Origin of the sequence: Proteiniclasticum sp. (assembly GCF_032054185.1) — a bacterium.
Lineage (GTDB): Bacteria > Bacillota > Clostridia > Clostridiales > Clostridiaceae > Proteiniclasticum.
The window spans coordinates 202,000-226,666 of record NZ_DAMBTF010000001.1 but is presented as its reverse complement, the minus strand read 5'-3'; the positions used below and the strand labels follow the sequence as shown (position 1 = coordinate 226,666).

Sequence of the window (24,667 nt, the reverse complement as noted above, 5' to 3'; positions counted from 1 at the left end):
AAGATGAATAACGGAAAACGGATCAAAAAGGGAATTATTCTCATTATGGGCATCCTTCTTTCTTTCGCCCTAACCGGATGCAGATTCGGGATGAATGATGTGAAGGCAAGTGTACTGAAGCCGCAGTCTACAGGAGTTTCCATTGAAGGACATTATGTCTATAGAGATGTCATCAATCTGGAAGAGGGTAAATTTGTCGATGAGACGAATTTCAGAAACTTCACGGCTGAATTTAATCTTAACGGTGCTCAGATCGGCCCTGAAAAAGTGGAAGCCCCCAGATATATTTCAAAGCTTGTGAATACATTCGATTATTTTCTTGAGAAGTATCGTGTGAATCCATCCAGGCTGAGGATCACCAATGAAAATATGGAAGTGGTCCGTATTTCCACCACCGACAGATCATTTTATGAAGTATTCAAGCTGGACGACAACAACATCGCTGTTGTAAAAGGGAACAACCTGATCAAACTGCAGAAAGCCGTTATGGCTGGGGACGCAGGCAAAGGGATAGATGAAAATGCGGAGATTGTGCAGTTTGGTGAAAATGATGAACCGATTGCTGAAGAAGATGCTTTCTTTGAACCCATTGCAGGTGTACTCATAGGACTGAGAGAAGACCGGGATGAAGAGACTGGAATTTCCGGCTATAGAACCTTGTGGATCACAAACGACGGTGAGACTCAGGAAGTATATGAGATTGATGATATCCTCTTCCCGAGAAAAGAGTTCTGGAAGCTGGAAGTGGTCAGAGAAGAAATCGAAGGTGTGGAAAAGGAAAGACTGAACATTTATGCGATAACAGGAACACCCAGTAACCTTCAAGGAAAAATGGATTACGCTTATCCGAGCAGATATCTTGATGTCACTTTTGTAGGCAACAACTATGTGAGTGTGCTTGCCGCTTCCGAGGATGAAACAGACAGAGAGCTGATGCAAGATGCAATGACCATTTCAGTAGACGGCTATAACAGCTACAATCCTGTCAACATCAATGAACTTGATCCTAAAGAAGGAGCTGCAGCCTTCATCAACTCTCTCAATCAGGTGATCCAGAGAAATGAAGAACTTAAGCTTGCTCCGATACCAAGAGAATCGATCTTAAGCAATTTTATTCTGAGAAGACATTATGGTTACTGGATGATGGAATCAAGATTCACTCTTGAGGAGCAGAATGAGGATACACTCTATAAAGTGCCGATCGCGCTTAAGCCTACAAAAAATATCGTGACTTATGATGATCTGACCGTACCTTGGGCAAAGGTGAAGGAAAGTGTCCCTCAGGCAATAGATGCATTCAATGCTCCTGGAAACAGTTTCCTGCTGGTCCGTACACCTCAGTATCTCCTGATGTATAAGATCGAAGGTGTAGATAAAATCAGCAGAGAACCTCTTCAGGCAATTGAAATCAAGGAAAACGAACAGATCATCATGGCTGAATGGGCTAGAGGTGAATTCGTGAAGAGATGGACGGATGTGGCATCAAAACAGGGACGAAAAATCATCTTTGTGCAGAATCGCAGATAGAAAGAGAATATAGAGGAGCGGCTTTTGGGGAAGTGAGTCATCACTATTCCATGAGCCGCTTTTTCGACATCATCGGAAGGATGATCATCATAATGGGCGATTTTCTACCAGCTCTTTAATTTTTCTTTAAGGAAAAAATTATAAATTAACAAAAGACAATATTTAGTATACAATGTATTTGACAAGATTTGGCAGATAGCCAGGTGATTAAGAATTTCGAGGTAGATTATGGGAACAGTTAAGCATTTATTCATCGTTAATCCAGTGGCCGGCAACGGAATTGCCTTAAGAATGACCAATACAATACATAAACTCTTCAACGAGTTGAAACTTAAATATCAGGATATCTCATATGAGATTGTATATACCAAGGAAGAAGGTCATGCAACAGAAATCGCCAGAAAATATTCCCGAATGGGCGATTACAGAATCTATGCAGTAGGTGGAGATGGTACTTTAAATGAAGTCCTGAACGGTATGATGGGTTCAAATTCATCGCTTGGATGTATTCCTGGCGGATCAGGAAATGATTTTATCAAAAGTCTGGTTACAAAGTTCGATAGAAGAAGAATACTCATGAATACGGTCCTTGGGAGTGAAGAGGAGCTGGACGTGGCATCAGTTGATGGCAGATATTTCATCAACATCGCATCCATGGGCTTTGATGCTTCTGTGGTGAACAATGTCGAGAAGTTCAAGAACAGAAAGTATCTGCCGAACAAGTTTGCCTATCTTGCTTCCGTTCTGGATACTGCGAAGGATTTCAAGAATCTCAATCTCAAGATGGTCATCGACCAGCAGGAAATCAATACGGAAGCTTTCATGGTGGCCATTGCTAACGGCAAGTACTACGGAGGCGGAATCAAGATTGCACCGGAAGCCGATCTGAAGGATGGTCTTCTGGATGTCCTGCTTGTAAGAGACATCAGCAGAGCGAAAATCATAAAGTTTCTGCCCAAAGCGGTTCCTGGAAAACATATGGACCTTGAGGAAGTCACTCTCCTTAGGGCAAAGACCATTGATCTTTACGCGGATGAACCGGTATACATCAATATCGATGGTGAGCTGGAAGCAAGGCGTGAAGCTCATTTCAGACTGGAAGATGCGAAGATCAAATTCATCATACCGAGAACCACATTTTAGAATAGGGGTGATAATCATGGATGATAAAAACAGAAAAATCGAAGATATCGCAAAAAAAGCAGGTAAGCTCACAAGCGACGTTATGACCGTCTCAGGTGAAGCTTTAGGACTGCTGGCACTGAAGCTGGGCAATGAGTCTCTGGCATATAAGACCATCAAGGCTGCTAGGGATAAAAGCGAAGGAACAGGCAGAAATGTGGAAAAATTCCTGGACGAAAACATCAAAAAAGTCCATGTACGTGTACAGGAGAAGGATATCCAGGATTTCAAAGATAAAGCTGAAGGTGTAGCCAAGGACTTTAAAGAAAGCCTCTCGAAAATAGACCTGGAAAAAATCAGAGAAGACATCAAGAGCAAGGCAAGTTCTGTGGTCACAACAGAAACCAGAGTCTATGGGGATGCCGATCACTTCTATTCTGAAAAGGATAAAGTGGGGGGAATCGTCATTGACGAAATGACCTGGAAAGAAGAAGAATAACCAATCAGGATAATCATGACAGGACAGTAAAAGGGCTGGTGCATCGCACCAGCCCTTTTAGATGGTCTTATTCTTTACGATCCTGATTGACTGTGGCGGAATAATTCTCCTTAGGTGATTCAGATGTTCTTGTGACATTCTCCTTTTTGTAGGTTTCTTTCGGTCTGTAGGTTGAATCCGGTTTTCTGTCACGGGTTGAAGTTCTGAAGACAAGATACACACCAAGAAGAAGTATGACAAATGCTCTTACGGTATTGAAATTCAGCCAGTATGGGAATTCACCGAGATATCTGCCGTATCCAAGAAATACGCCGATGAGAATGAGCGCCAGGGAAATAACCAGTATTCCTCTGTCCTTCGGTTTTGCAACATAGTACTGAAGAAGTGCAAGACCCAGGATGACCATGAATATCGGACTGGACATGCTGTCCATAATGGGCAGAAACTGCTTGATCAGAAAAAATGAACCGGTCAGCGTCAGTATTCCTCCTGGGATCAGTACACTGGCATCTCTTCTTTTAAAATTCGTGAAATAATCAATTTCCAGGAAAAGACCCGGTAGAAGGATGAACAGCGGCCACAGATTTCTCATGGAAAACAGATTATCTAAAAACAGTGCGTTGTATAGTGCTGCACCACCGATGATGATCAGGATCAGTCCTATATAGTAGGATGTTCTGTTACGCATAAATGAATGCCTCCTCTTTCTCTATTTGTTTAAAGAATAACTGTATTGGATTAAAACTGTGTTAAATTTCCTTTAGAATTTCATTTTTCTTTGTGCAGGATATCTATATGATGCAGCCTGATTGTTTATGTTCTCGTTTTCAGGACATCTGTCGCTACCCGAGATTATTCAAGGAAGAACCCCAGTTTTAAGGTAATTTCTGCAGTGAGGTGTTTAAACTTTAGGGATTTCAGGCTAAAATGGAGATATGAGCGAAAACGTTTTTAGGGGGGAATAACCGTACATGAATGATAAAAACAGTCAGTCCATGAAAGTTAAACTGGAAGGCGCACTGCCTCCATATCCTGAATTTCAGAAGGGAATCAGACGAGCACCCAATCGTGGATACAATCTCAGCAGAAAGGACACTAAGACTGCTCTCATGAATGCCCTGAGATATATTCCAGAGGAGCATCACGAAGTGATGGCGAAAGAGTTCTATGAGGAGCTTGTGACCTACGGCAGAATCTACGGATACCGTTATCGGCCGACAGAGAGAATCTACGGCAGACCCATTGATGAATATCGGGGAAGCTGCATTGAAGGAAAAGCCATACAGGTCATGATGGACAACAATCTGGATTTCGAGGTAGCCCTTTATCCCTATGAACTGGTCACTTATGGCGAAACGGGACAGGTCTGCCAGAACTGGATGCAGTATCTTCTGATCAAAAAATATCTTGAAGTTCTAAGAAGCGATGAGACCCTTGTCATTGAATCAGGACATCCCCTTGGAATCTTCAAAAGTCATGAATTTTCACCAAGAGTCATCATCACAAATGCCATGATGGTCGGCATGTTCGACAATCAGGAAAGCTGGCATTACGCCATGCAGATGGGCGTTGCAAACTACGGCCAGATGACAGCCGGTGGTCTTATGTATATCGGACCCCAGGGCATCGTCCATGGAACCTTCAATACCATCATCAATGCAGGTAGAATGAAGCTTGGGCTGAAGGGTGAGGACAATCTGGCAGGATATCTGTTTGTTTCTTCAGGACTTGGGGGAATGAGCGGTGCTCAGCCAAAAGCCAGCGACATAGCAGGGGCCGTTTCCATCGTTGCAGAAGTGGATGCTTCAAGAATCAGAACAAGGACCGATCAGGGATGGGTTCAGGTGGTATCTGAAGAGCCGGCGGAAGCTTTCAGGATCGCCGAAGAAGCCATGAAGGAAAAGAAAGCGCTTTCCATCGCTTTCCATGGAAATATTGTGGATCTTCTAGACTATGCTGTGGAGAAACACAAGACCATTCATCTCCTTTCAGATCAGACAAGCTGTCATGCGGCTTATGATGGGGGGTACTGTCCATCGGGCATCACCTTCGAGGAAAGGACAAAACTTCTGGAAGAGGACAGAGAAACCTTCAGAAAACTTGTGGATGAGACACTAGTGAAGCATTTTGAGCTGATCAGGACACTTAATGCCAGAGGAACCTATTTCTTCGATTACGGAAATTCCTTCATGAAAGCCGTCTATGATGCAGGTGTGAAAGAAATCTCCAGAAACGGCATCGACGAGAAAGACGGTTTCATCTTCCCATCCTATGTGGAAGACATCATGGGACCTGAACTCTTTGACTACGGCTACGGACCCTTCAGATGGGTATGTCTGTCCGGAAAGAAAGAAGATCTGGAACTTACCGACAAGTGCGCCATGGACTGCATAGACAAGGACAGAAGAGCACAGGATATGGACAATTACAACTGGATCAGAGATGCGAAGAAAAATAGGCTTGTTGTGGGTACAGAGGCTAGAATTCTCTATCAGGATGCTGACGGAAGACTGAAGATCGCACTGGAGTTCAACCGTATGATCAGGGAGAAGAAAGTGGGACCGATCATGCTTGGCAGAGACCATCATGATGTATCCGGCACAGACTCCCCTTTCAGAGAGACCGCAAACATCAAGGACGGCTCCAATATCATGGCTGATATGGCTGTACAGTGCTTCGCAGGAAATGCTGCCCGCGGAATGAGCATGATCGCCCTTCACAACGGCGGCGGAGTGGGTATAGGGAAATCCATCAACGGAGGTTTCGGAATGGTTCTGGACGGCAGTGAGCGCGTGGATACCATACTGAAGATGGCCATGCCCTGGGATGTCATGGGCGGAGTCGCAAGAAGGTCCTGGGCAAGAAACATACATGCCATGGAAACCAGTGTGAAGTTCAATGAAGAAGGCAAAGGTCAGATCACCATCCCAAGAATACCGGAAGACCATATAATAGAAGCATTATTGGAGGATAAATAAATGGAAAGAATTGTAGAATGTGTACCGAATTTCAGTGAAGGTAGAGACAAGGAGATCATCGAAAAAATTGTTGACTGTTTCAGAGGTAAAGACGGTGTAAAGCTTCTGGACTATTCCAGCGACAAGGACCACAACAGAACTGTTGTGACACTTGTGGGAGAACCTGATGCCGTTAAGGAAGCGGTTATATCTTCAGTGAAAGTGGCGAAGGAGAATATTGATCTTCGCAGCCATACAGGAGAACATCCAAGAATGGGCGCCTGTGATGTCATTCCTTTTATTCCCATAAAGAACTTTACCATCGAAGAGGCTGTTTTTCTCTCCAAGGAAGTGGCAGAAGAAATCGGGAAGCTTGATATTCCTGTGTTCCTTTATGAAAGAAGTGCAAGCGCGGCCCACAGAGAAAACCTTGCAGCCATCCGAAAAGGACAGTTTGAAGGAATGAAGGAGAAGATGACCGAAGAGAAATGGATGAGCGATTTCGGACCCAAGGCACCGCATGAATCCTTTGGTGTCGTTGCTGTCGGGGCAAGAATGCCTCTTGTGGCGTTCAATGTGAACCTCAATACTTCAGATGTATCCATTGCTGATGCCATCGCAAAAAAGGTGAGACATATCGGAGGAGGACTCAGATATGTTAAGGGAATGGGCGTGTTTTTAAAGGACAGAAACATCGCTCAGGTATCCATGAACCTTACAGACTATACAAAAACCTCAATCTACCGCGCACTGGAGACTGTAAGATTTGAAGCGAAGCGATACGGCGTAAGCGTTGTGGGGACTGAGATCATCGGTCTTGTCCCTCAGCAGGCGCTGATCGATTCAGTTGAATACTATATGGGGATCGAGAATTTCACTTCCGATCAGATTCTGGAGAACAAGCTGGCAGAATAAAGGAGAATGTTATGAAAGATTTACTCATCAGGAACCTTGCAAGCCTTGCTACAAGCACCGGCAGTAAACCACGTGGCGGAAAAGAGATGGGAGAGATCCTTGAGATTGAAAATCCATGGGTGCTCATAAGAGAAGGAAAGATCTATAGGATCGGTCAGGAGGAGCTCCTTCAGGAAGCCCCGGATGCCGATATTCTTGACGCAACGGGCCAGACACTTCTTCCGGGATTTGTCGATCCTCATACGCACCTGGTTTTCGGTGGTACAAGAGAAGAGGAGTTCAGCATGAGGCTGAGGGGCGAAAGCTATATGGCGATCATGGAGAAGGGCGGAGGAATCAAGTATACCGTCAGGAAGACCCATGAGGCGAGCTTTAATGAGCTTCTTGAAAATGGAATGAAGACTTTGAAATCCATGGCGGAAATGGGTATTACAACCGTTGAAGCAAAGAGCGGCTACGGCCTAGACAGGGAAACGGAGCTGAAGCAGCTCCGCGTTGCACGGGAACTTAATGAAGCAGGTCTTCTTGAAGTGGTATCGACATTCATGGGTGCCCATGATATTCCCATGGAATATAAGGGTAGAGACAAGGCATTTCTTGACTATATGGTGGATGAAGTTCTTCCGAAGGTGATTGACGAAAATCTTGCAGAATTCGGGGACATCTTCACCGAAAAGAATGTATTCAGTGTGGAGGATTCAAGAGAATATCTCAAGAAGATGAGAGACATGGGGCTTAAGCTTAAAATCCACGCGGATGAGATCAATGATCTAGGCGGTGCGGCTTTAGCGGCCGAGCTCTCTTTGACGAGCGCAGATCACCTACTGAAGGCTAATGATGAAGGACTTGGAATGATGAAGGAGAAGGGCGTCATTCCGGTACTTCTCCCTCTAACCGCATTTTCACTCAAGGAAGATTTTGCGCGGGCAAGGGAAATGATCGATATGGGCCTACCCGTTGCCATGGGGACAGATTACAATCCTGGAAGCTGCTATTCCTTTTCGATTCCTCTTATGCTCTCCTTAGGATGTCTTAAGATGGGCATGAGTCCGGAAGAGGCTCTGACGGCTGTCACTTTAAACAGCGCATCGGCACTTGATCGGGCACATCGGATCGGAACGATAGAAGTGGGGAAAGATGCAGACCTTATCCTGATTGATGCTCCTTCCTACAGATTTCTGACCTATCACTTCGGGATGAATCTGGTGACAACCACCATAAAAAGAGGTAAGATAATACACAGGAAATAAGGAATGGAGTTGAAGACATGACGGATTATGATCTGATCGTAATAGGCGGAGGTGCAAGCGGAATCTATGCCGCACTTACTGCAAAAGAAGAAGGCGTAAGAGATATTCTCATTCTGGACCGGGAAGAGAATCTTGGCGGAATCCTCAATGAACTGATCGAAGCTGGTCATGGATTCATGGAAGATGGCGTTACAGGTATTGAGGTGGCAGAAGATCTGAAATTCAAAGTAAGAGACAATGACATCGAGGTCAAACTTAACGCACTGGTTCTGGATGTCAAACGGGATAAGAGCGTCAAATATGTCTCAGGTGCTGAAGGCGTAAACGAGGTCACGGCAAAGTCCATCGTTTTTGCAACAGGTGCAAGAGAAAGACCTAGAGGAGAACTGAATATCTCCTCCAACAAATCTGCTGGAATCATGTCGGTTGGGTCTGCCAGAAAACTGATCGTCAATGCCGGTTACCTTCCCGGAAAGCATATCGTCATCTACAGCCAGGACATCAACAGTCTGTATCTGGCAAAAATGCTTGTCATAGAGGGTGCCAAGGATGTGACCATCATTGAACCCAGCAAGGGACAGAAGGATGATTACGGCTACAGGGAAGATCTTAAGGACTTCAGTGAAATACGCATGCTCTACAGCACGAAGATCATACAGATCAAGGAAAACGGAAGAATCGAAGGGGTAAGAATCAAAAATGCTGAAGGTGAAGAACAGTTTCTGCCTTGTGATTCACTGCTCCTGTCCGTGGGCCTTGACCCTTCCAAACGGCTTTTCAAGAAGTTCAGAAGAGGTATGGATGATATGGGGATGTATGTGGCCGGTAATGCCGATGAAGTCTCCTATGATCTCGATGTGGTGATCGATAAAGGTAAGGCTGCCGGAAAATCTGCAGCACAGTATCTCAAAAAACCTGCACAGGAAAAATAGGACAATAAAAAGAAGCAGTAGCACGATACTGCTTCTTTTTACGCCTAGACCACCTGAAGAGGATGATGCGGTCTCAGTTTATTTGCCACCTCTTCCCTCAGGAGATCGATGGTGGATGGATGGTTGTACTTATAGAGTCTCAGATATTCATATTCCTTCTGGGTCAGGAGGTTTTCACCGTAGAGGCTGTCGAGGTAAGGCACATCGAAACGATGACTGAGTATTTCAGCAACCATCTTCCGCTCTTTTCCATTTTCATAATACACCTGAATGGCTATGGGATGACTGTCGAAGGCCATTTTCCTGACATATTCCACCGAAAGTCTGTTCCTGAGCATTTCATCCATACCGAAGGTGGGATTTGGTGCGGTGACGTAATATACAATTCTCTCCACCCTGAAAGGCATAGCGGCAATGGTGAATTCCGCATCTTTGGGCATCATATTCTTTTCGATGTCTCCATCCAGGTTGAAAAGCTTCACTTTATAGACCAGGATGAGAAAAAGTATGAGTGATATTCCTGTGATGACCATCAGACCACCTCCCAGGCTACTGTATTTTTCCCGCTGTCTTTGGCGTTTTTCAGTTTTCTGTCTGCGGTTACAAAAAGTTCAGCTTCGGTTACAGCATCCTTCGGATACTGGGCAATGCCTATGCTTAGCGTCAGAGTGCTTGATACCACATCAAATGCGATATCGCGGATGGAGCTCTGAATGGATTTTGCAACCTCAAGGGATTCTTTTCGATCCGTATTCTGCAGGATAATGGTAAATTCATCGCCTCCATAACGGAAAGCGGAACCGCTTGCGCCTGCAGCCTTTTTGAGTATTTTACCCACCTCAGCAAGCACCCTATCTCCTGTTGCATGACCGTAGTTTTCATTGAACTGTTTAAAATCGTCCACATCGATGACCATGAGCGAGAAAGGTTTTCTGTTGATCATCAGTTCATGGATGGTTTCTTTGTAGAATCTGTGATTGTAGATTCCCGTAAGCTCGTCAGTAATGGCAAGTTTTCTGATCCGATCATAAAGCCTGATGTTTTCAAAGGCGAGTGCGGACTGTCCGGCAAAAGTGATCAGGGTATCCAGATCATCGTCAGTGATGGGTTTTTCGTTGAACCGGTTATCCACGAGCAGTACACCGACAACGATATTCTTTGCAATCATGGGTACAAGTGCATAGTTTTCAAAGTTCAGTTTACCAAGATCTTCACCGAAATCTTGAGGGTCTGCGCCTCTGATCAGAAGAGGAGATTTGTCTCTGCAGCACCTGACAATCGGATTTGAGCGATCATCTCTCAGACTGAGCTTAACATCCTTCACTGTATCCAGAAGCTTAAGATCACTGTCTACATGGAATTCAATGACATCATGGAGAGTGGGCTGGCTGGTCACGACTTTGCCCCAGATCCGATAGGCCTCAGCTCTTGTAGAGGGTCCGATGGCGTTCTGTCCGATGATTTCATCTCCATCCACAAGGAAGACGACTGCCCGGTTGAAACCGAGTCCGTAACCGGCAGTGAGTGTAGTAAGAACGATTTTATCAAGTTTACTTATATCCGATGCAGTCTGCATGGAAGTTGTGATTTCTCTTAAAAGGGACATTTCATTGATTTTGATATGAAGCTTCTCCAGCCACTCTTCATTCTTGTCGGTAAGCTGATAAAGCTGAACGGAAATGAAGATGAGGCCCAAGGAGGACAGCCCAAGAACGAGACTGTCGATCTGAAACTGCGCATAAGGAATCTGATGCCATCTGCTGTTGAGTAACAGTATAATGATGGAAAGAAAATACAGCATCACACCTCCATAAAGACCATAACCAAGAGTGATGATCGTAATGGGAAACAGGAACAGAAGGTGGCTGAGTGAGCTCTCCTGTCCGAGTATGATCACGGCGAAGACCACGACGAGCAAAGACCCCGTAATGATCGCAGGTTTATGAAGTTCAGGTCTGTAGCTTTTCATGTAGTTGATCAGAAGGGCCAGGGAACAGGAAAACAGCAGAATGACTGTATCACTTCTGACGTCGATTCCCTCCACAATGAAACCAAGGATCAGTAAAAACAGGATAAAGATATACAGTATAACTTTGTTGAGTTTCAAGATAATCCTCCCATCATGATGAAATGCCTGCCTGATTCAGTCTTATTCATATTATCATTTATAGTAGTGTATTGCTATAAGGATAAAAAGGTTTTCATGGGAAAGATCACATAATCCTATAACGGTATAAATGAATATCAGAAACTGGCCTGATGAACTTCTGAGAGACGATCATGGAGAATCATCTGTATAGGGTCAGTGCTGAACATAACGGATAAAAATAGAGATCCGAAAATATTCCATCTTTAGAACTGATTTCATATGAAAAAAAAGCATCTGCACTTCCCGGTTCAAGGAAGCAGAGATGCCTTATACTGAATGATCTAATAAATAATATCGGATTTCTTTGCGACTACCTGAACTCCATGGGTTCTGAAGTGTCGATTTTAAGTTTATCCAGTGCGCGTTTTCTCATGTCGGCGTCGTCCATATGTCTGGGCATATAGGTGTTGAGTGCTTTGTCCCCACTCCAGAGGATGGGGTTGTGGGCAAAGAGTGCTTGAATTTCGCCGTTTTTATCTTTTGTGAGTCTTAACTTCACCATCATACCATCAGGATCTTTTGCCCCTTTATAGTCGATGAAGAGAAAGTTTCCCAGGCTGTAATAGATGGGCTTTCCGTTATAGATCTCCACTTCCTGCAACACATGAGGATGGTTTCCGTAGACAAGATCAACACCCATATCTATAAGCTTCTGTCCCATGCTGCGCTGTTTCCAGGAAACCTCATGGGTATCCTGACCGCCCCAGTGCATAGCTGCGATGATGTAGTCGACTTTTTCCGTTTCCTTCATCATCCGGATGTCTTGCTCTATCTTTTCGTCAGAGACGAAGCTTGAATTGAAGCCCAGATAACCGAGCATCCCGATTCTGAATCCGTCTTTTTCGAATACGGTGTATTTATCCACCTTCACATTTCCGATTTCGATATTTTCGGTTCTGGAAAGATTGGTGCCGAAATATTCGATGCCATATTCATCCAGATGGTCGAGGGTGTCGTCAAAGCCTTCCTGAAGATAATCCACCATGTGGTTGTTGACTACATTCACATGAGTGATGCCTCCTTCAGATAGGACATCAAGATAATCGATGTTATGAGCTTTGTAGGTATAGATTTTCCCCGGCTGATGAGCAGTTCTCTCTGTAAATACATTCTCAAGATTTGTGATGACCATATCGGCAGCATCAAAATCCTCTTTCAGGTATGTGAGGAAGTGAGCGCCTCCATATTTCTGCCATTTTTCATCAAAAGGATTCTTTCTGCCGAATCCCGTTCCCAGGCCCATGTCACCAAGAAGAATCAGATTGATTTCCTTCTTCTCCTGACTCTGACTGAGTTTTTCAAAATAACCTTCCAGTTCCATTTTGCCGTTGTCTTCAATGAAGCCGAGTAGATGGTATTTTACGCTGTCTTCCATGGGTGCTCCGATTTCGACCATGTCTCCGCCTGCGAAGGCAATATCATAGCCCGTAATCTGCAAAAGATCTTTCAGCGGAACCATCAGATGATTCGCCTGACTGAAATAAGGCTCGGCGGTAAGAAGCACATCTTTCTGATAGATATGTTCATCCTCGAATTCAACAAGGATCTCTCTTTTTCCGGAAGCGATCACAGCTCTGATCTGACCTTCTTCTGTATTTTTCAGGATGACCATTTCTTCATCTTTAACTGTCCAACTCATTTCATAGTCAAGCAGATGGGACATGAGTTCAAGTGAGACAAAGGGGATATCCCATTTTCTTTCCACTGGAGTGAGCTTTTCATTCTGTTCTTTTCGTATGCTGAGGGATTCGCCTTCAAAATCAGAGGCGAGGCCTTTATTGAATATCAGATCCTGACTGAGTCTCGCAATGCTCTGTTCCTCAGAAATGATGAGGGCTTCATAGGGGTCGATGCTTTCTTTTTCAGCTAAGGTATCTTTAGCACCTGTGATTCCTTCTGCCCGTTCCAGGTTTTTCAGACCGAATAGTGACCCTGAGATAATGATGAAGAGCGCGACGACCAGAAGTGGGAGCCAGGCGAATTTACGACTTTTATGCAATCAGATCAACTCTTTCAATATAATATGTTCTACATAGAAGCAAAACCGAGATAATTATAACATAATTGACGTATGATGTATGTGAATCCTGAGATATTCCAGAAGTATTAAGAATCCATGTGATAAGTGCTGAAACTTAAAAGGGGACGATGCTGCAGAGGAAGAGAAAAATCAGGTGAAGAGAGACGAAAAAAAAGCTCCATTTCCGAACTGGAATGAAGCCTCACATAGATAGGTGTCCTATGTTAGATAAGCTTTGAGAAGCAGTCTCTGCAGATAAGTGTGGCTCCTGCATTTCCGCTGATGTAGTTTCCCTTCGTGAGACCTTTGTCGCAGACGGAGCAGGTCTTCTTCTGCACTTTCTGATCTTTGGAGTCTGCTGAAGCCTCCGCTTTCTGCTTTGATCGGTTTAACTTGCCTTTGGTGTTGGAAGGAGATTCATAACTTCTTAAGGGGATGGACTCCTCTCTCTTATAGACCGTAAAGTCAAGATGGAAAACACTTTCCTTGTAGAGCTCCAGCTCAAATCTCGGATTTTCCTTATCATAATATTCTTCGATGACGATCCTTGTCACCTGAGCATCATTTATGATGAGACCGGATTTCTCTATTCCGTCAAAGATGCTTTTGGTGATGTTGTTGGTATCAGGATGTCTTTTTTCGCTTTTATAGAAGACTTTCAAAATGGCGATAAGGGACTCCGTAAATACGACGCCCGGATTCTGGGACCTTGCAAGGAGCGCAATGGTCGATTCGTATATGGAATAGCGGTCGCTGTAGCTTCCTGTGTCATGGGGCATGAAGAAGCGACCGTCCTTACTGACCATTTTAAAATTGGATTTACTGATGGGTGTTCCGGGAATCACCACTTTTGCATAATCTGCCATGGAAGAAGATCTCCTTTCCTGATGTGTCACTGCTTCTCTGATGTCTTAATTCATGAACGTTCATTCACTTTTGATTATAACATGGAAGAGGAATACTGCTCATCTTAAATATTCAACTTCTTTTAAGTTTTTTTGTGTATTAATTCTATAGAAGGTATAATATCATAGTTAGGGAAACGAATTGAATCACATGAGGTTTTAAACGCATATCCTTACAGAAAATTGATGTAAGTGAAATATGAAACCCGATAAGATTCACATTTCATTTCCGGATCTTTAAAGGATCAGAACATAGATGAAGGAGGCAGGGAAACTGTCAGAAAGAGGGTTTCCATGATAGAGATTATGAAAGATGTTTATATTTTAGCTATTGAATCCAGCTGCGACGAAACGGCATGCAGCATCGTAAAAAACGGAAGAGACGTACTGTCCAATATCATTTCTTCACAGATCGATATCCATCAGAAATTCGGTGGAGTCGTACCTGAAGTTGCTTCAAGAAAGCATGTGGAGAACATTACAGGTGTTGTGGAACTTGCCATGAAAGAAGCTAAGATCTCAAGGGAAGATATCGATGCGGTTGCAGTGACCTACGGACCTGGACTTGTGGGCGCTCTTCTTGTCGGGCTTCAGTTTGCAAAAGGGTTCGCCTATTCTCTGGGAATTCCACTTATCGGTGTCAATCACATCGAAGGACATATCGCCGCGAACTACATTCAGTACAAGGATCTTGTGCCGCCGTTTGTATCTCTTGTTGTATCCGGAGGGCATACTTTTGTCGTGCACGTCAAGGACTATGACGATTTTGAGGTCATGGGCGAAACCAGAGACGACGCGGCAGGTGAAGCCTTCGACAAGGTTGCAAGGGCTATGGGGCTCGGCTATCCCGGCGGACCGAAGATCGATAAGATCGCCAAGGAAGGCAACAGAAATGCCATTAAGTTCCCTAAGGCTAACTTCCATGAAGACACTCTGGACTTTTCATTCTCAGGTCTTAAGTCTTCTGTTCTGAACTACATCAATTCGGAGAAGCAGAGAGGAAACGAGATCAATGTAGCCGATGTAGCGGCTTCTTTTCAGCATGCAGTCGTATCCGTTCTGACGGAAAATGCCATGAAGACCATAAAGAGCAGAAATCTCGACAAGATCGCTGTGGCAGGTGGAGTTGCATCGAACTCGAGCCTTCGTGAATCACTTCTTGAAAAAGGCAGAGAAGAAAATGTGAGCATCCTGTTCCCGGATATGATTCTCTGCACAGATAATGCGGCGATGATCGGAAGTGCTGCATATTTTCAGTTTGTACGAGGCAACATATCCGGCAATGATCTGAATGCAGAACCAGGTCTTTCCTTGGGCGGGAGATAAGAAAGATGAGCTTCTTTGTAGATTCAAACAGCCTGGAAAGGCATAAGTTCAGAAAAATGATCAACAAGAAAAATATCATACGATTCATCCTCATTCTGATCCTTGCACTCTTCATCGCCGGTTATCTTTATGAGGAGTATCAGGCAAAGATCTATCTCGACGAGGTCGCAGGGGATACCATAACAGTCAACCAGGTGGAGTATAACTATGAGACATATGGAAAAGGGGACTATATCGTCATTGTAGACAGCGCCTCGGGCAGCTCCATTCTGAATAAGCGCTATCTTATGGAAAGCTTCGAAGGAAAAGCACGGCTTTTCTTTTACGATCGTCCGGGCTACGGCGGAACAAAGGGCGAGCTTAAAACGCCCAAAGAGACTGCGGAAGATCTTCATTTCATGTTCAGACGATTCGGATGGAAAATGCAGTTTATCCTTGTCGGAGAAGAATATGGTTCTCTTGTCATGCAGGAGTACCTGAATCTCTATCCTGATGAGGTTATCGGTGCAGTATTCATCAATCCTCTAGGCCAGATGCTTGGCAGTGATGAAATGGTCCGCTATAAAGATATGAGAAGCGCTTCTTTCCCGTCCAAAGAAATCCTGGGTACTGTAGGGCTGCCAAGACTTATGCAGAATATGGGTATACTTGATTTTTCTGATGATGTGAGTCTTGAAAATGAGGATGATATGCACTTCTTTGCAAATCTCAGACTGTCCAAAGCATACATGAATACCATGGAAGCGGAGCTTCATCATATGGCAACGGCTTCGGGTATCGAGGTGAAACCCGGACTCATGGGAGATCATCCTTTATATCTCATCACCAGCAGACGAAACAGTGAGCGGTTTCAGCAGGAGAACTATCTTTCCTATTCCAGCGAAAGTGAAGTCTTCATCGTACCGGACTCTGTATCGGATGTGATTCTGGAGAGACCGGAGGATGTGGCATCTAATCTATATGGTATGCTTGATAAGATCATACGATCAAGTTTCAGATAATCCCTTCAGAAACAGATGAACATTAAAAGACCTGAGTAAAGTGAGTCGCTCTCTTTACTCAGGTCTTTTCTGCCTGATGGGAGGACGGAATGTATGAGTGATAAGATTCATTTTAGAATTGAGGTTTATGATGAAATATAGAAATGGTAAAATCTGATTGTGTAAGTGGAAAAATCTATAATTTGTACAAAATTATTTTCCATGACACGTTTCTGTAACATTGACTCGTTATGATGAACCTATAAATTGAGAACAGGAGGATAAGGATATGGACGATAAGGATAAATATGGTTACAACCCAGAAAGTGAAAATCGGGAAAATATGAACCATGAGATGAACGGACGGGAACAGGATCATTACGATACACAGGATTATACGGAAGAGTTCAGTGACAGAGATGTTCATACTACGGAGCGTTCATCCTATGGACCAGAGGAAAAAAGAGACGGAGAGCAAGGACGCGATGGGAACTATGTCTATCGCGGAGGATCCTACTATGAAGGAACAAGAGAATATGAGGCGCCAAGAAAGAAGAAGAGATTCTCCATACTTTCTCTCATTGCTTCAGCACTGATATTTACTCTTCTTGGTACATCCCTTGGCATTTATAGTGCCTATAATGTGCTGCCAGGCACAGCATTCTACAACCAGTCCAAACTGGGACAGCTCATCGGGGAAAATAACGGCAGAGCTCCGGTACAAGTGCTTACACCTGAACTTAAGGAAGAAGGGCTTACGATCCCTGAAATTGTGAGCATGGTTCAGCCGGCGGTTGTTACAGTAAGTGTTCAGGTGCCTGGAGGCGGAAGTTTCTTCAATCCTGAGGGTGGATACTCCGAAAGTATCGGAACAGGATTCATCCTGAATGAAGAAGGACTGATCGCAACGAACTACCATGTGGTTGAGCGTGGAGAAAATATTCGGGTTATTCTTTATACCGGTGAAGAAGCAACAGCCAAAGTGGTCAATTTTGATGCCACCAACGACCTTGCAGTGCTTCAGATGGATGAAAGCGTTAAAGTCCCAGGAGTCGTGACTCTTGGTGATTCGGATAATATCCGAGTAGGTGAATCAGTCATCGCCATCGGTAACCCGCTGTCGAAGGATTTTGCCGGAACGGTCACATCGGGTATCGTATCAGCCACTGAACGTGCCGTTATTGTAGGGAATACAGAATATAACTATATCCAGACGGATGCAGCCATCAATGGAGGAAACTCAGGCGGTCCGCTGATCAATGCCAGAGGTGAGGTCATCGGAATCAATTCTGCAAAGATCTCCACGGATTCTGTAGAAGGAATCGGATTTGCCATTCCGATCAACACTTTAATCAATGGACTTGATGCTCTTTCCAGAGCTCAGCTGCTCGTGGGTATTGCAGGAAGAGAAATCAATGCATCCACTGCAGATCAGAACGATATCCCATCGGGTGTGCTCGTTGTTGAAGTGCAGGAAGATTCACCGGCATCTCGAGCCACCATGGTGGTGGGTGATGTCATCACAGAGTTTGACGGAAAGAAAGTCACAAGTGTACAGGAAATCAATGAAATCAAAAATACGAAAAAGGCAGGAGACCAGGTAGTGGTCAAGGTCTATCGCGAAGGCGGCTATGTTGATCTGAATCTGACTCTTGTCGAGAAGCCATAAAACTGAACGCTTAGTGTTTGCATTTCCCCTTTATGCATACCTTATGTATTCATGAGGAATCCCTTGAAAAACCGGCAGAATCTGCCGGTTTTTCTCATGGTGCACGATCTTAAAGCGGTTAAGGATTAGAACTTTTATAGAGAAAGAAAAGCCAGAAACGCGGGGTAGTGCGTCCTGGCTTTTTTTTGTTGGGGTGTTTTTCAGTTTCGGGGTATCTTAAATATGATCTATTGTTCTATCGCTTAGATTCTTTCGAACAGTATGGAGTTTTCAAGGAAGATGTGTCTGAAGAGATCGCTCTCCAGTGCCTGAAGATTATGGTAGACTGCGGCGAAGGTATTGCAGGCCCATTCTGGGAGCGTATAGTCATCGGTCACTCTTCTCAGCTCTGCAAGAAGGTTTCCTGCTGCATCATGTTCCGCTTCGGTTACTGCAATTTCTTTCTTCGCTTCCTCGATCCGGTTGTCCAGGATGAGGGGGAAGAGATCCACTTCCTCTTTGACCAGATGTTCATGGAGCTCGACTCTGAGCTTTCCGTAAAGATCATTGATGGAGAGAAGAAGAGGCTTGTCATGTCTGTAGTGTGCCTTAACGATGGCAGCTACATACTGGTCAAGTTCCTTGAGTACGTTTCTTGTATAGGTATGATGCTTTGAACGGATATGACCGATGAGTTCCTCATTGTCCATATGGTTGAAGAAATCCTCTTTCTCACCATTTCCGCTTAGTCCATCCATATAGCTGCCAAGATCCTTCAGGAAAGATTCCTTGTCCATGCCTTTTTCATCAAGGACTTCTCCAAGAAAGCGATGGCCGTTGCAGCAGAAGTCAAGTTTCCTGTCCTGGAAGAAGTTGGCCATTCTGATGTCTTCCTTCACAAGAGTATTGATTTTGTTTTCAAGTAAATTCATCTTATCCTCCTAGAATCTTATGGCATCTGCGAATACAGACGCTGCAGCTTTGATTTCGTTTGTGCTGTTTTCGGGATTGAATCTTACTCTCAGCGGGAAGGAGATGTCGGACATTCCTGTGGATTTGATGACATCGGAGGATCTTAAGGCTTTCATGCCTGCACCGACGAGGTAATCCTGTACCACTTCGACCGCTTCTCCTGACCATCCGTATGAACCGAATGCGGCAGCCGGTTTTCCTTCAACTTCAAGTTCCTTCAGTTCCTTAAGTATCGCCTCGAGATTTCCGGGGATATCCGCATATTTAGTGGAAGTTCCAAAGAGTATACCATCTGCATACTGAATCTTTGTCAGTACCTCTTCAAGCTCAGCTTTTTCTGTGTTGATGCTTTCCACGATGAATCCCTGCTCGGTCAGTTCATTTTCAAGGATTCTGGCCATCTTCTTGGTGTTTCCGCTCATGGTGTTGTATAGAATCAGCGCCTTGACATTCTCTTTTGACTGAAGGGCTGCTTCTTCATAGATACCCATGTACTTTTCAACATTCTGGTCAAGGATATATCCATGGGATGTTGCGATGGTTCTGATGTCGAGCTTCTTCACTACGTCGATCATTGGAAGGACATATCTTCTATGTGGATCCATGATGAGTTTGTAGTAGACCTTGAAATCTTCAAGGATGGAATCTTCATCTTCAAGCTCGGAGACAAGCAGTCTGTCGTTGTCTGCGATATGTGTGGAGAAGATATCACAGGTAAAGAGCATCTTTTCTTCCTCAAGATAAGTCACCATGGTCTCTTCTGTATGGAGGAATGGTGTTTCGTGGAAGCTTAAGGTCTTTGTACCAAGATTGAGGGTATCTCCGGTCCTTACGACCAGGAATCTTTCCTTATCGATCTTGTACATTTCCATAAGTTCATAAACTGCAAATGCTGTACATACGACCTTTGCATTCTGCGCTTTTCGGATCAGTGAACCGAGTGCGCCTGAATGATCAGGTTCAGTATGATTGATCACGATGAAGTCAAGGGTGAGAAGATCCATTTCCTTGCCAAGGTTATCTGTGAATTCCTTTCCGTAAAGCATATCCACGGTATCGATGAGTGCTGTCTTTTCATCTCTGATCAGATACGCGTTGTAGCTTGTTCCTTTTTCCAGAACCAGTCTGTGAAACGGTACCTTTCTGTCGTCTACTTTTCCTATCCAAAATACCTTATCTGCAATTTCTCTCATTGTTTATATTCCTCCTGTTGAATCAAAGTGTTTCTTTCCTATGCACTTAGAATACACCCTGCGGAAGAGGAAATATTTGACACACATCAATTTTGACAAAAAACTTCAAATTCGTTAAAAATATCGGAAGAGGATTGAAATATATAAAAAAGCATTGAAAAAAGCCCATTCTCGTTCTTGAGAATGGGCTGCTCCTATTTATGATTCTACTCCAGATTGAGTTTTTTCTGAAGATGATATTTAGTCAGGAAATAGAAGAGGATGTTCTTGATGGTGATGTAGACAAGGGCCACGGTGAAGACCAGTTTCATGGTGGAAATCACTGTAAGGAAGTTATTGGATTCGATCTTGGCTGCGAGATCCATGAACCATGTGCTCTCTCTGAAGGCATAGGCCATAAGGGTCATACCTATGGTTTCAATGGTGTTGATCGCTATGGTGATCAGAATAAAGATGAGTGTACCGCCGAGGATTCTATTTTTTGCAAAGCTGTATGCCTGAGCGATGCCAAGTGATGCATAGACCTGAAGCAGGATGTGCACGATACTCATGAGGATGAGCAGAACGAACACTGCAATCAGGTAGAAATCGACCTGCATCGACTGAAGCTCTTGCCAGATGGCGCTCAGATCGATGTCTCTTATGATGATGAATCCCATGGAGAGAATGAAGACAGCTGAGGATGCAAGCACCCAGATCATGGATGTGAGAATCTTCGATAAGATGAGCTCTGATGTTTTGACCGGCAGAGTGAACATGAGGTAGCCTTCGTCTCCCAGAAGATTGCTGTCAAAGCGCTTGACCACCATAAGTATGGTCATGACCCCCAGTCCCGCAAAGCTTAGAGCCAGTGCTACCGGAAGTATGGCATTCAGCACTGAAAGAAAGTTATCGTCAAACCCTCTGATACCCATAATAAGAGCCAATGCCATAATTGCGCCGTGGATTGGCAGGAAGTATCTTGCGGTTGCACGCATTTCGTATTTTATGAGTTTTCCTAACATCTGAATACCTCCCTGAACAGTTCGTCCACTGATTTTCCGGTTTTTTCACGGATGCTGTCGACGCTGTCATAGTCATAGAGTCTGCCCTGGTTAAGCAGGATCACTTCATCAAATACCTTTTCGATATCGCTGATGAGGTGAGTGGAGATGATCATGGTGGCATCTTCCTTATAGTTGCTGAGTATCGTTTCAAGAATAAAGTCTCTTGCAGCCGGATCCACACCGCCTATAGGTTCATCCAGAAGGTAGACCTTGGATTTTCTCGACATGACAAGGATGAGCTGTACCTTTTCCTTATTTCCTTTGGAAAGGGTTTTCAGTGGATAATTTTCATCAAGCTTCAGTACAGAAAGCATCTCCTTTGCTTTGATTCTATCGAAATCTTCGTAGAAGTCGTTGAAGAAATCAAAGATGTCCCTTACCTTCATCCAGTCGTTCAAGTAGGTTCTCTCTGGTAGGTAGGAGATGATTTTTTTGGATTCCACAGAGGGGGCCAGACCATCGATAAGGACCGATCCCTTTGTAGGCTGAAGCAGTCCGTTGATGAGCTTGAATAGCGTCGACTTTCCGCTCCCGTTTGGCCCGAGCAGTCCGATGATCTTTCCAGAGGGAATGGACAGGGTAAGATCATCTACAGCTTTGACTTTTCCAAATGACTTTTCTAGATTTTTAAGTTCTATGATTGCTGGGGTCATTCTTTTGCCTCCTTATAGTGCTTTCTGATGAGCGATATGAGTTCTTCCTCTTCGATACCAAGAGAGCTGAGCTCCTTCAAAAAAGGTGCAAGTCTTTCTCTAAGGTAGTCTTCTCTGAGAAGAGAAATCTGCTCTTTATCCTCTGTCACAAATTTTCCGGTTGTTCGCTCAGTCTCGATCAGTCCTGATGTTTCAAGCTCCATCAGGGCTTTCTGCATGGTGTTTGGATTGACACCTGCTTCCTTTGCAAGATCCCTTACTGAGGGAAGTCTTTCTCCTGGCGCAAGCTCTTTACGTATGATCTTTCTTTTCATTTCCTGTATGATCTGGATATAGATGGGAATACTGTTATCAAAATTCCATGGCACAGCAAGTCCTCCTTATTTGTATTATTGTATTAATGACTTAATACAATAATACATCATAGTGGAAATTAGTCAAGGATTTATTAAGATCAGATATGATATTTCAGCAGGCATTATCTGAAGACGGAATGAATCCATAGGAAAAGGCACGTCCTGTAGTGTGAACGTGCCTTAACGGGTTCTAATTCTATTCCTCTTCCTCCAGAAGGAGTTCTTCCCATTCAGCATAAAGATCCTGAAGCTCGCGGTCATGCTTATCGATGAGATCCGAGATTTCCATTGATTTTCTGATGTCGGAAAACACTTCTTCTGTAGTGAGCAGGTGAGTGAGACGCTTCTTCTCTTCTTCTTTCAGCCCGATATTGTCTTCAAGGGCTTTGAAGTACTTCTTCTTTTCTCTCTCTTCCTTTTCTCTTCCTTTTTTCTTCTTTTTCTCTTCCTGGGTTCTGGTTCTGTTCTTCTCAACCGGTTCTTCCAGTCCCTGAAAACGGGTAGGATTATTTTTCTTCTCAACATAGTAGCTGTAGTTTCCGAGATAGTTGTCTATGCCGTCTTCCTTAAGTTCAAAGATGTTGCTTACCACTTTATTCAGAAAGTATCGGTCATGGGAAATGACAAAGATCGTTCCGTCATAGTCAAGCAGTGCATCCTCCAGAGCTTCTCTTGATGGTATATCCAGATGGTTTGTGGGCTCATCCAGAATCAGGAAGTTGGATTTCTTCAGCATGAGTTTAAGAAGATTCACTCTGCATCGTTCACCGCCGGAGAGGTTTTCTATGCTTTTAAAGACTTCGTCCCCTCTGAAAAGAAAACTGCCGAGGTAGGTTCTGACTTCTCTTTCCGTCAGGTACGGGAAGTCATCATGTATCTCGGAAAATACGGTCTTGTAGGGATGCAGATCACTCTGTTCCTGGTCATAGTAACCGATGGTCACGTTTTTTCCGATGATGATGTCGCCTTTGTCTGGTCTTAGATGATTCAGAATCATTTTGAATAGGGTGGTCTTCCCACGCCCGTTCTCGCCGATGAGTGCGATCCGTTCTCCTTTTCGGATATGGAAGGAGAGATTTGTGAAAAGCTTTGTTTCATCAAAGGCTTTTTCGAGGTTCTCCACCATCAGCACATCCGTACCGCTTTCCACTTCATTCTGGAAGGCGATCTTATAAGGACTGTGTGCTTTGGGCGGAGCTTCTATACGTTCGATCTTGTCCAGCATCTTCTGCCTTGATTCAGCAGCCTTGATGCTTTTCTCTCTGTTGAAGGAACGGTATCTTTCGATGATCTTTTCCTGGCGTTCGATTTCATCCTGCTGATGTTTGAAGGCTTTCTGCCGGATTTCATAATCCTTCTTCTTCAGCTCAAGAAACTTTGTGTAGGGGGCATGATAGGAGTAGATTTCCCCATTGATCATCTCAAAAGTATGGGAAGTGATGGAGTCCAGAAAGAAACGGTCATGGGATATGATGAGAAGGGTCCCCTTATACGACTTGAGATACTCTTCCAGCCATTCTATGGCATTAAGGTCCAGATGGTTTGTGGGCTCATCAAGAAGGATGATTTCAGGGTTCGAGAGAAGAAGCTTAGCAAGAGCCACTCTTGTTTTCTGTCCGCCTGAAAGGATCTCAACACGCTTTGTAAACTCTTCATCGAGAAAGCCGAGTCCTCTAAGGACCTTATGGACTTCTCCTTTATAGGTATGACCGCCGTGGAGATCATACTCCTCCTGCAACCTCACATACTCTGTTATGGTCGCTTCATGCTCATCGTTCTTTGATTCGTCGTAGGGCTTTTTCATTTCTTCTTCAAGATGGAGCATTTTCTCTTCCATATCCATGAGGTGCCTGAAAATAGACAAGGCCTCATCATAGATGGTCAGAGAAGGATCAAGATTGATGTTCTGTGAGAGATAACCTAGAGTCTTCGTCTTGTCTATGAAGACATCTCCCTCATATTCTTTAATCTCTTTTGTCAGGATTTTGAACAGGCTGGACTTTCCAGCGCCGTTTGCGCCGATGAGTGCAACCTTGTCTCCTTCGTTTATGCTCAGACTGATGGATTTCAGTATGACATCTATTCCATAGCTTAATTTTACGTTATTGGCTGATATTACAATCATTTTTATTCACCTCTTGTCAACATTACTATTATACGGGATAGGAAGAATCGATGTAAAGGGAACTTTGGTTTCAGAGGGCTTTTCGGACGATA

At 44.1% G+C, this 24,667-nt stretch carries 21 protein-coding genes; 10 read left to right on the top strand and 11 right to left on the bottom strand.

What is annotated here, in order from left to right; all coding sequences use genetic code 11:
- Window positions 1-3 precede the first annotated feature (3 nt).
- The 3 genes from RTX25_RS01015 to RTX25_RS01005 all read left to right on the top strand — a co-directional run bounded on the left by RTX25_RS01015 (window position 4) and on the right by RTX25_RS01005 (window position 3,148).
- Window positions 4-1,527 (top strand): hypothetical protein, encoded by a 1,524-nt coding sequence (locus tag RTX25_RS01015; RefSeq protein WP_312649479.1) that lies wholly within the window; start codon window positions 4-6, stop codon window positions 1,525-1,527.
- A gap of 228 nt (window positions 1,528-1,755) precedes the next feature.
- Window positions 1,756-2,670: a diacylglycerol kinase family lipid kinase gene (locus RTX25_RS01010; protein WP_312649477.1), complete on the top strand. Its 915-nt coding sequence runs from the start codon at window positions 1,756-1,758 to the stop codon at window positions 2,668-2,670.
- A gap of 16 nt (window positions 2,671-2,686) precedes the next feature.
- Complete coding sequence (locus RTX25_RS01005; RefSeq protein WP_312649475.1) at window positions 2,687-3,148, top strand: hypothetical protein; 462 nt, start codon at window positions 2,687-2,689, stop codon at window positions 3,146-3,148.
- 67 nt (window positions 3,149-3,215) lie between these two features.
- Here the strand turns inward: RTX25_RS01005 and RTX25_RS01000 are convergent, their stop codons facing one another.
- Window positions 3,216-3,836, bottom strand: coding sequence for a hypothetical protein (locus RTX25_RS01000; RefSeq protein ID WP_312649474.1), 621 nt, complete (start codon window positions 3,834-3,836; stop codon window positions 3,216-3,218).
- A gap of 283 nt (window positions 3,837-4,119) precedes the next feature.
- Here RTX25_RS01000 and RTX25_RS00995 point away from each other — a divergent pair, with 283 nt between their 5' ends.
- Genes RTX25_RS00995 through RTX25_RS00980 form a run of 4 tightly spaced genes read left to right on the top strand, consistent with a single transcriptional unit; the run spans window position 4,120 to window position 9,202 of the window.
- On the top strand, window positions 4,120-6,126 hold the full coding sequence (locus RTX25_RS00995; protein WP_312649472.1) for a urocanate hydratase: 2,007 nt from the start codon (window positions 4,120-4,122) through the stop codon (window positions 6,124-6,126).
- A complete protein-coding gene (gene ftcD / locus RTX25_RS00990) occupies window positions 6,127-7,020 on the top strand; it encodes a glutamate formimidoyltransferase (RefSeq protein WP_312649470.1) in 894 nt (297 codons plus the stop codon).
- 11 nt (window positions 7,021-7,031) lie between these two features.
- Window positions 7,032-8,270: an imidazolonepropionase gene (gene hutI, locus RTX25_RS00985; protein WP_312649469.1), complete on the top strand. Its 1,239-nt coding sequence runs from the start codon at window positions 7,032-7,034 to the stop codon at window positions 8,268-8,270.
- A 17-nt stretch (window positions 8,271-8,287) separates the two neighbouring features.
- The gene (locus RTX25_RS00980) at window positions 8,288-9,202 is read left to right on the top strand and encodes an NAD(P)/FAD-dependent oxidoreductase (RefSeq protein WP_312649467.1); all 915 of its coding nucleotides are present in this window, start codon (window positions 8,288-8,290) and stop codon (window positions 9,200-9,202) included.
- A 44-nt stretch (window positions 9,203-9,246) separates the two neighbouring features.
- Here the strand turns inward: RTX25_RS00980 and RTX25_RS00975 are convergent, their stop codons facing one another.
- The 4 genes from RTX25_RS00975 to RTX25_RS00960 all read right to left on the bottom strand — a co-directional run bounded on the left by RTX25_RS00975 (window position 9,247) and on the right by RTX25_RS00960 (window position 14,237).
- Window positions 9,247-9,735: a hypothetical protein gene (locus tag RTX25_RS00975; RefSeq protein ID WP_312649465.1), complete on the bottom strand. Its 489-nt coding sequence runs from the start codon at window positions 9,733-9,735 to the stop codon at window positions 9,247-9,249.
- Window positions 9,735-11,309 (bottom strand): diguanylate cyclase, encoded by a 1,575-nt coding sequence (locus RTX25_RS00970; RefSeq protein ID WP_312649464.1) that lies wholly within the window; start codon window positions 11,307-11,309, stop codon window positions 9,735-9,737. The genes RTX25_RS00975 and RTX25_RS00970 overlap by 1 nt, the downstream gene beginning before the upstream one ends.
- 352 nt (window positions 11,310-11,661) lie before the next feature.
- Complete coding sequence (locus RTX25_RS00965; RefSeq protein WP_312649462.1) at window positions 11,662-13,350, bottom strand: CapA family protein; 1,689 nt, start codon at window positions 13,348-13,350, stop codon at window positions 11,662-11,664.
- Window positions 13,351-13,595: 245 nt separating this feature from the next.
- Window positions 13,596-14,237 (bottom strand): RusA family crossover junction endodeoxyribonuclease, encoded by a 642-nt coding sequence (locus RTX25_RS00960; protein WP_312649460.1) that lies wholly within the window; start codon window positions 14,235-14,237, stop codon window positions 13,596-13,598.
- Between the two features lie 342 nt (window positions 14,238-14,579).
- Between RTX25_RS00960 and tsaD the strand changes: the two genes are divergently transcribed.
- The 3 genes from tsaD (at window position 14,580) to RTX25_RS00945 (ending at window position 18,251) form a co-directional block, all read left to right on the top strand.
- Entirely contained in the window at window positions 14,580-15,602 is a 1,023-nt protein-coding gene (gene tsaD, locus RTX25_RS00955) for a tRNA (adenosine(37)-N6)-threonylcarbamoyltransferase complex transferase subunit TsaD (protein ID WP_312649500.1), read from the top strand.
- Window positions 15,603-15,607: 5 nt separating this feature from the next.
- Window positions 15,608-16,603 carry an alpha/beta hydrolase gene (locus RTX25_RS00950; RefSeq protein ID WP_312649458.1) on the top strand — a complete coding sequence of 332 codons (996 nt, stop codon included), beginning with the start codon at window positions 15,608-15,610 and terminating at the stop codon, window positions 16,601-16,603.
- A gap of 268 nt (window positions 16,604-16,871) precedes the next feature.
- On the top strand, window positions 16,872-18,251 hold the full coding sequence (locus tag RTX25_RS00945) for a trypsin-like peptidase domain-containing protein (protein ID WP_312649457.1): 1,380 nt from the start codon (window positions 16,872-16,874) through the stop codon (window positions 18,249-18,251).
- A 242-nt stretch (window positions 18,252-18,493) separates the two neighbouring features.
- Here RTX25_RS00945 and RTX25_RS00940 read toward each other — a convergent pair whose 3' ends face one another.
- The 6 genes from RTX25_RS00940 to RTX25_RS00915 all read right to left on the bottom strand — a co-directional run bounded on the left by RTX25_RS00940 (window position 18,494) and on the right by RTX25_RS00915 (window position 24,575).
- Window positions 18,494-19,162: a DUF542 domain-containing protein gene (locus RTX25_RS00940; RefSeq protein WP_312649455.1), complete on the bottom strand. Its 669-nt coding sequence runs from the start codon at window positions 19,160-19,162 to the stop codon at window positions 18,494-18,496.
- Window positions 19,163-19,171: 9 nt separating this feature from the next.
- Window positions 19,172-20,395, bottom strand: coding sequence for an FprA family A-type flavoprotein (locus RTX25_RS00935; RefSeq protein ID WP_312649453.1), 1,224 nt, complete (start codon window positions 20,393-20,395; stop codon window positions 19,172-19,174).
- Between the two features lie 206 nt (window positions 20,396-20,601).
- The gene (locus RTX25_RS00930; protein ID WP_312649451.1) at window positions 20,602-21,399 is read right to left on the bottom strand and encodes a hypothetical protein; all 798 of its coding nucleotides are present in this window, start codon (window positions 21,397-21,399) and stop codon (window positions 20,602-20,604) included.
- Window positions 21,393-22,094 (bottom strand): ABC transporter ATP-binding protein, encoded by a 702-nt coding sequence (locus tag RTX25_RS00925; RefSeq protein ID WP_312649450.1) that lies wholly within the window; start codon window positions 22,092-22,094, stop codon window positions 21,393-21,395. The genes RTX25_RS00930 and RTX25_RS00925 overlap by 7 nt, the downstream gene beginning before the upstream one ends.
- Window positions 22,091-22,462 (bottom strand): GntR family transcriptional regulator, encoded by a 372-nt coding sequence (locus tag RTX25_RS00920; protein WP_312649447.1) that lies wholly within the window; start codon window positions 22,460-22,462, stop codon window positions 22,091-22,093. Before RTX25_RS00920 ends, RTX25_RS00925 begins: the two co-directional genes overlap by 4 nt.
- 184 nt (window positions 22,463-22,646) lie before the next feature.
- On the bottom strand, window positions 22,647-24,575 hold the full coding sequence (locus RTX25_RS00915; RefSeq protein ID WP_312649445.1) for an ABC-F family ATP-binding cassette domain-containing protein: 1,929 nt from the start codon (window positions 24,573-24,575) through the stop codon (window positions 22,647-22,649).
- Between the last annotated feature and the right edge of the window lie 92 nt (window positions 24,576-24,667).

What these genes read in the sequence shown, in the direction of transcription:
- RTX25_RS01015 (WP_312649479.1), top strand. Translation starts at nt 4, where the DNA reads ATGAATAACGGAAAACGGATCAAAAAGGGAATTATTCTCATTATGGGC.
- ftcD (WP_312649470.1), top strand. Translation starts at nt 6,127, where the DNA reads ATGGAAAGAATTGTAGAATGTGTACCGAATTTCAGTGAAGGTAGAGAC.
- RTX25_RS00935 (WP_312649453.1), bottom strand. Translation starts at nt 20,395, where the DNA reads ATGAGAGAAATTGCAGATAAGGTATTTTGGATAGGAAAAGTAGACGAC.
- RTX25_RS01010 (WP_312649477.1), top strand. Translation starts at nt 1,756, where the DNA reads ATGGGAACAGTTAAGCATTTATTCATCGTTAATCCAGTGGCCGGCAAC.
- RTX25_RS00925 (WP_312649450.1), bottom strand. Translation starts at nt 22,094, where the DNA reads ATGACCCCAGCAATCATAGAACTTAAAAATCTAGAAAAGTCATTTGGA.
- RTX25_RS00945 (WP_312649457.1), top strand. Translation starts at nt 16,872, where the DNA reads ATGGACGATAAGGATAAATATGGTTACAACCCAGAAAGTGAAAATCGG.
- RTX25_RS00950 (WP_312649458.1), top strand. Translation starts at nt 15,608, where the DNA reads ATGAGCTTCTTTGTAGATTCAAACAGCCTGGAAAGGCATAAGTTCAGA.
- RTX25_RS00940 (WP_312649455.1), bottom strand. Translation starts at nt 19,162, where the DNA reads ATGAATTTACTTGAAAACAAAATCAATACTCTTGTGAAGGAAGACATC.
- hutI (WP_312649469.1), top strand. Translation starts at nt 7,032, where the DNA reads ATGAAAGATTTACTCATCAGGAACCTTGCAAGCCTTGCTACAAGCACC.
- RTX25_RS00960 (WP_312649460.1), bottom strand. Translation starts at nt 14,237, where the DNA reads ATGGCAGATTATGCAAAAGTGGTGATTCCCGGAACACCCATCAGTAAA.
- RTX25_RS00930 (WP_312649451.1), bottom strand. Translation starts at nt 21,399, where the DNA reads ATGTTAGGAAAACTCATAAAATACGAAATGCGTGCAACCGCAAGATAC.
- RTX25_RS00975 (WP_312649465.1), bottom strand. Translation starts at nt 9,735, where the DNA reads ATGGTCATCACAGGAATATCACTCATACTTTTTCTCATCCTGGTCTAT.
- RTX25_RS01000 (WP_312649474.1), bottom strand. Translation starts at nt 3,836, where the DNA reads ATGCGTAACAGAACATCCTACTATATAGGACTGATCCTGATCATCATC.
- RTX25_RS01005 (WP_312649475.1), top strand. Translation starts at nt 2,687, where the DNA reads ATGGATGATAAAAACAGAAAAATCGAAGATATCGCAAAAAAAGCAGGT.
- RTX25_RS00980 (WP_312649467.1), top strand. Translation starts at nt 8,288, where the DNA reads ATGACGGATTATGATCTGATCGTAATAGGCGGAGGTGCAAGCGGAATC.
- RTX25_RS00995 (WP_312649472.1), top strand. Translation starts at nt 4,120, where the DNA reads ATGAATGATAAAAACAGTCAGTCCATGAAAGTTAAACTGGAAGGCGCA.
- RTX25_RS00915 (WP_312649445.1), bottom strand. Translation starts at nt 24,575, where the DNA reads ATGATTGTAATATCAGCCAATAACGTAAAATTAAGCTATGGAATAGAT.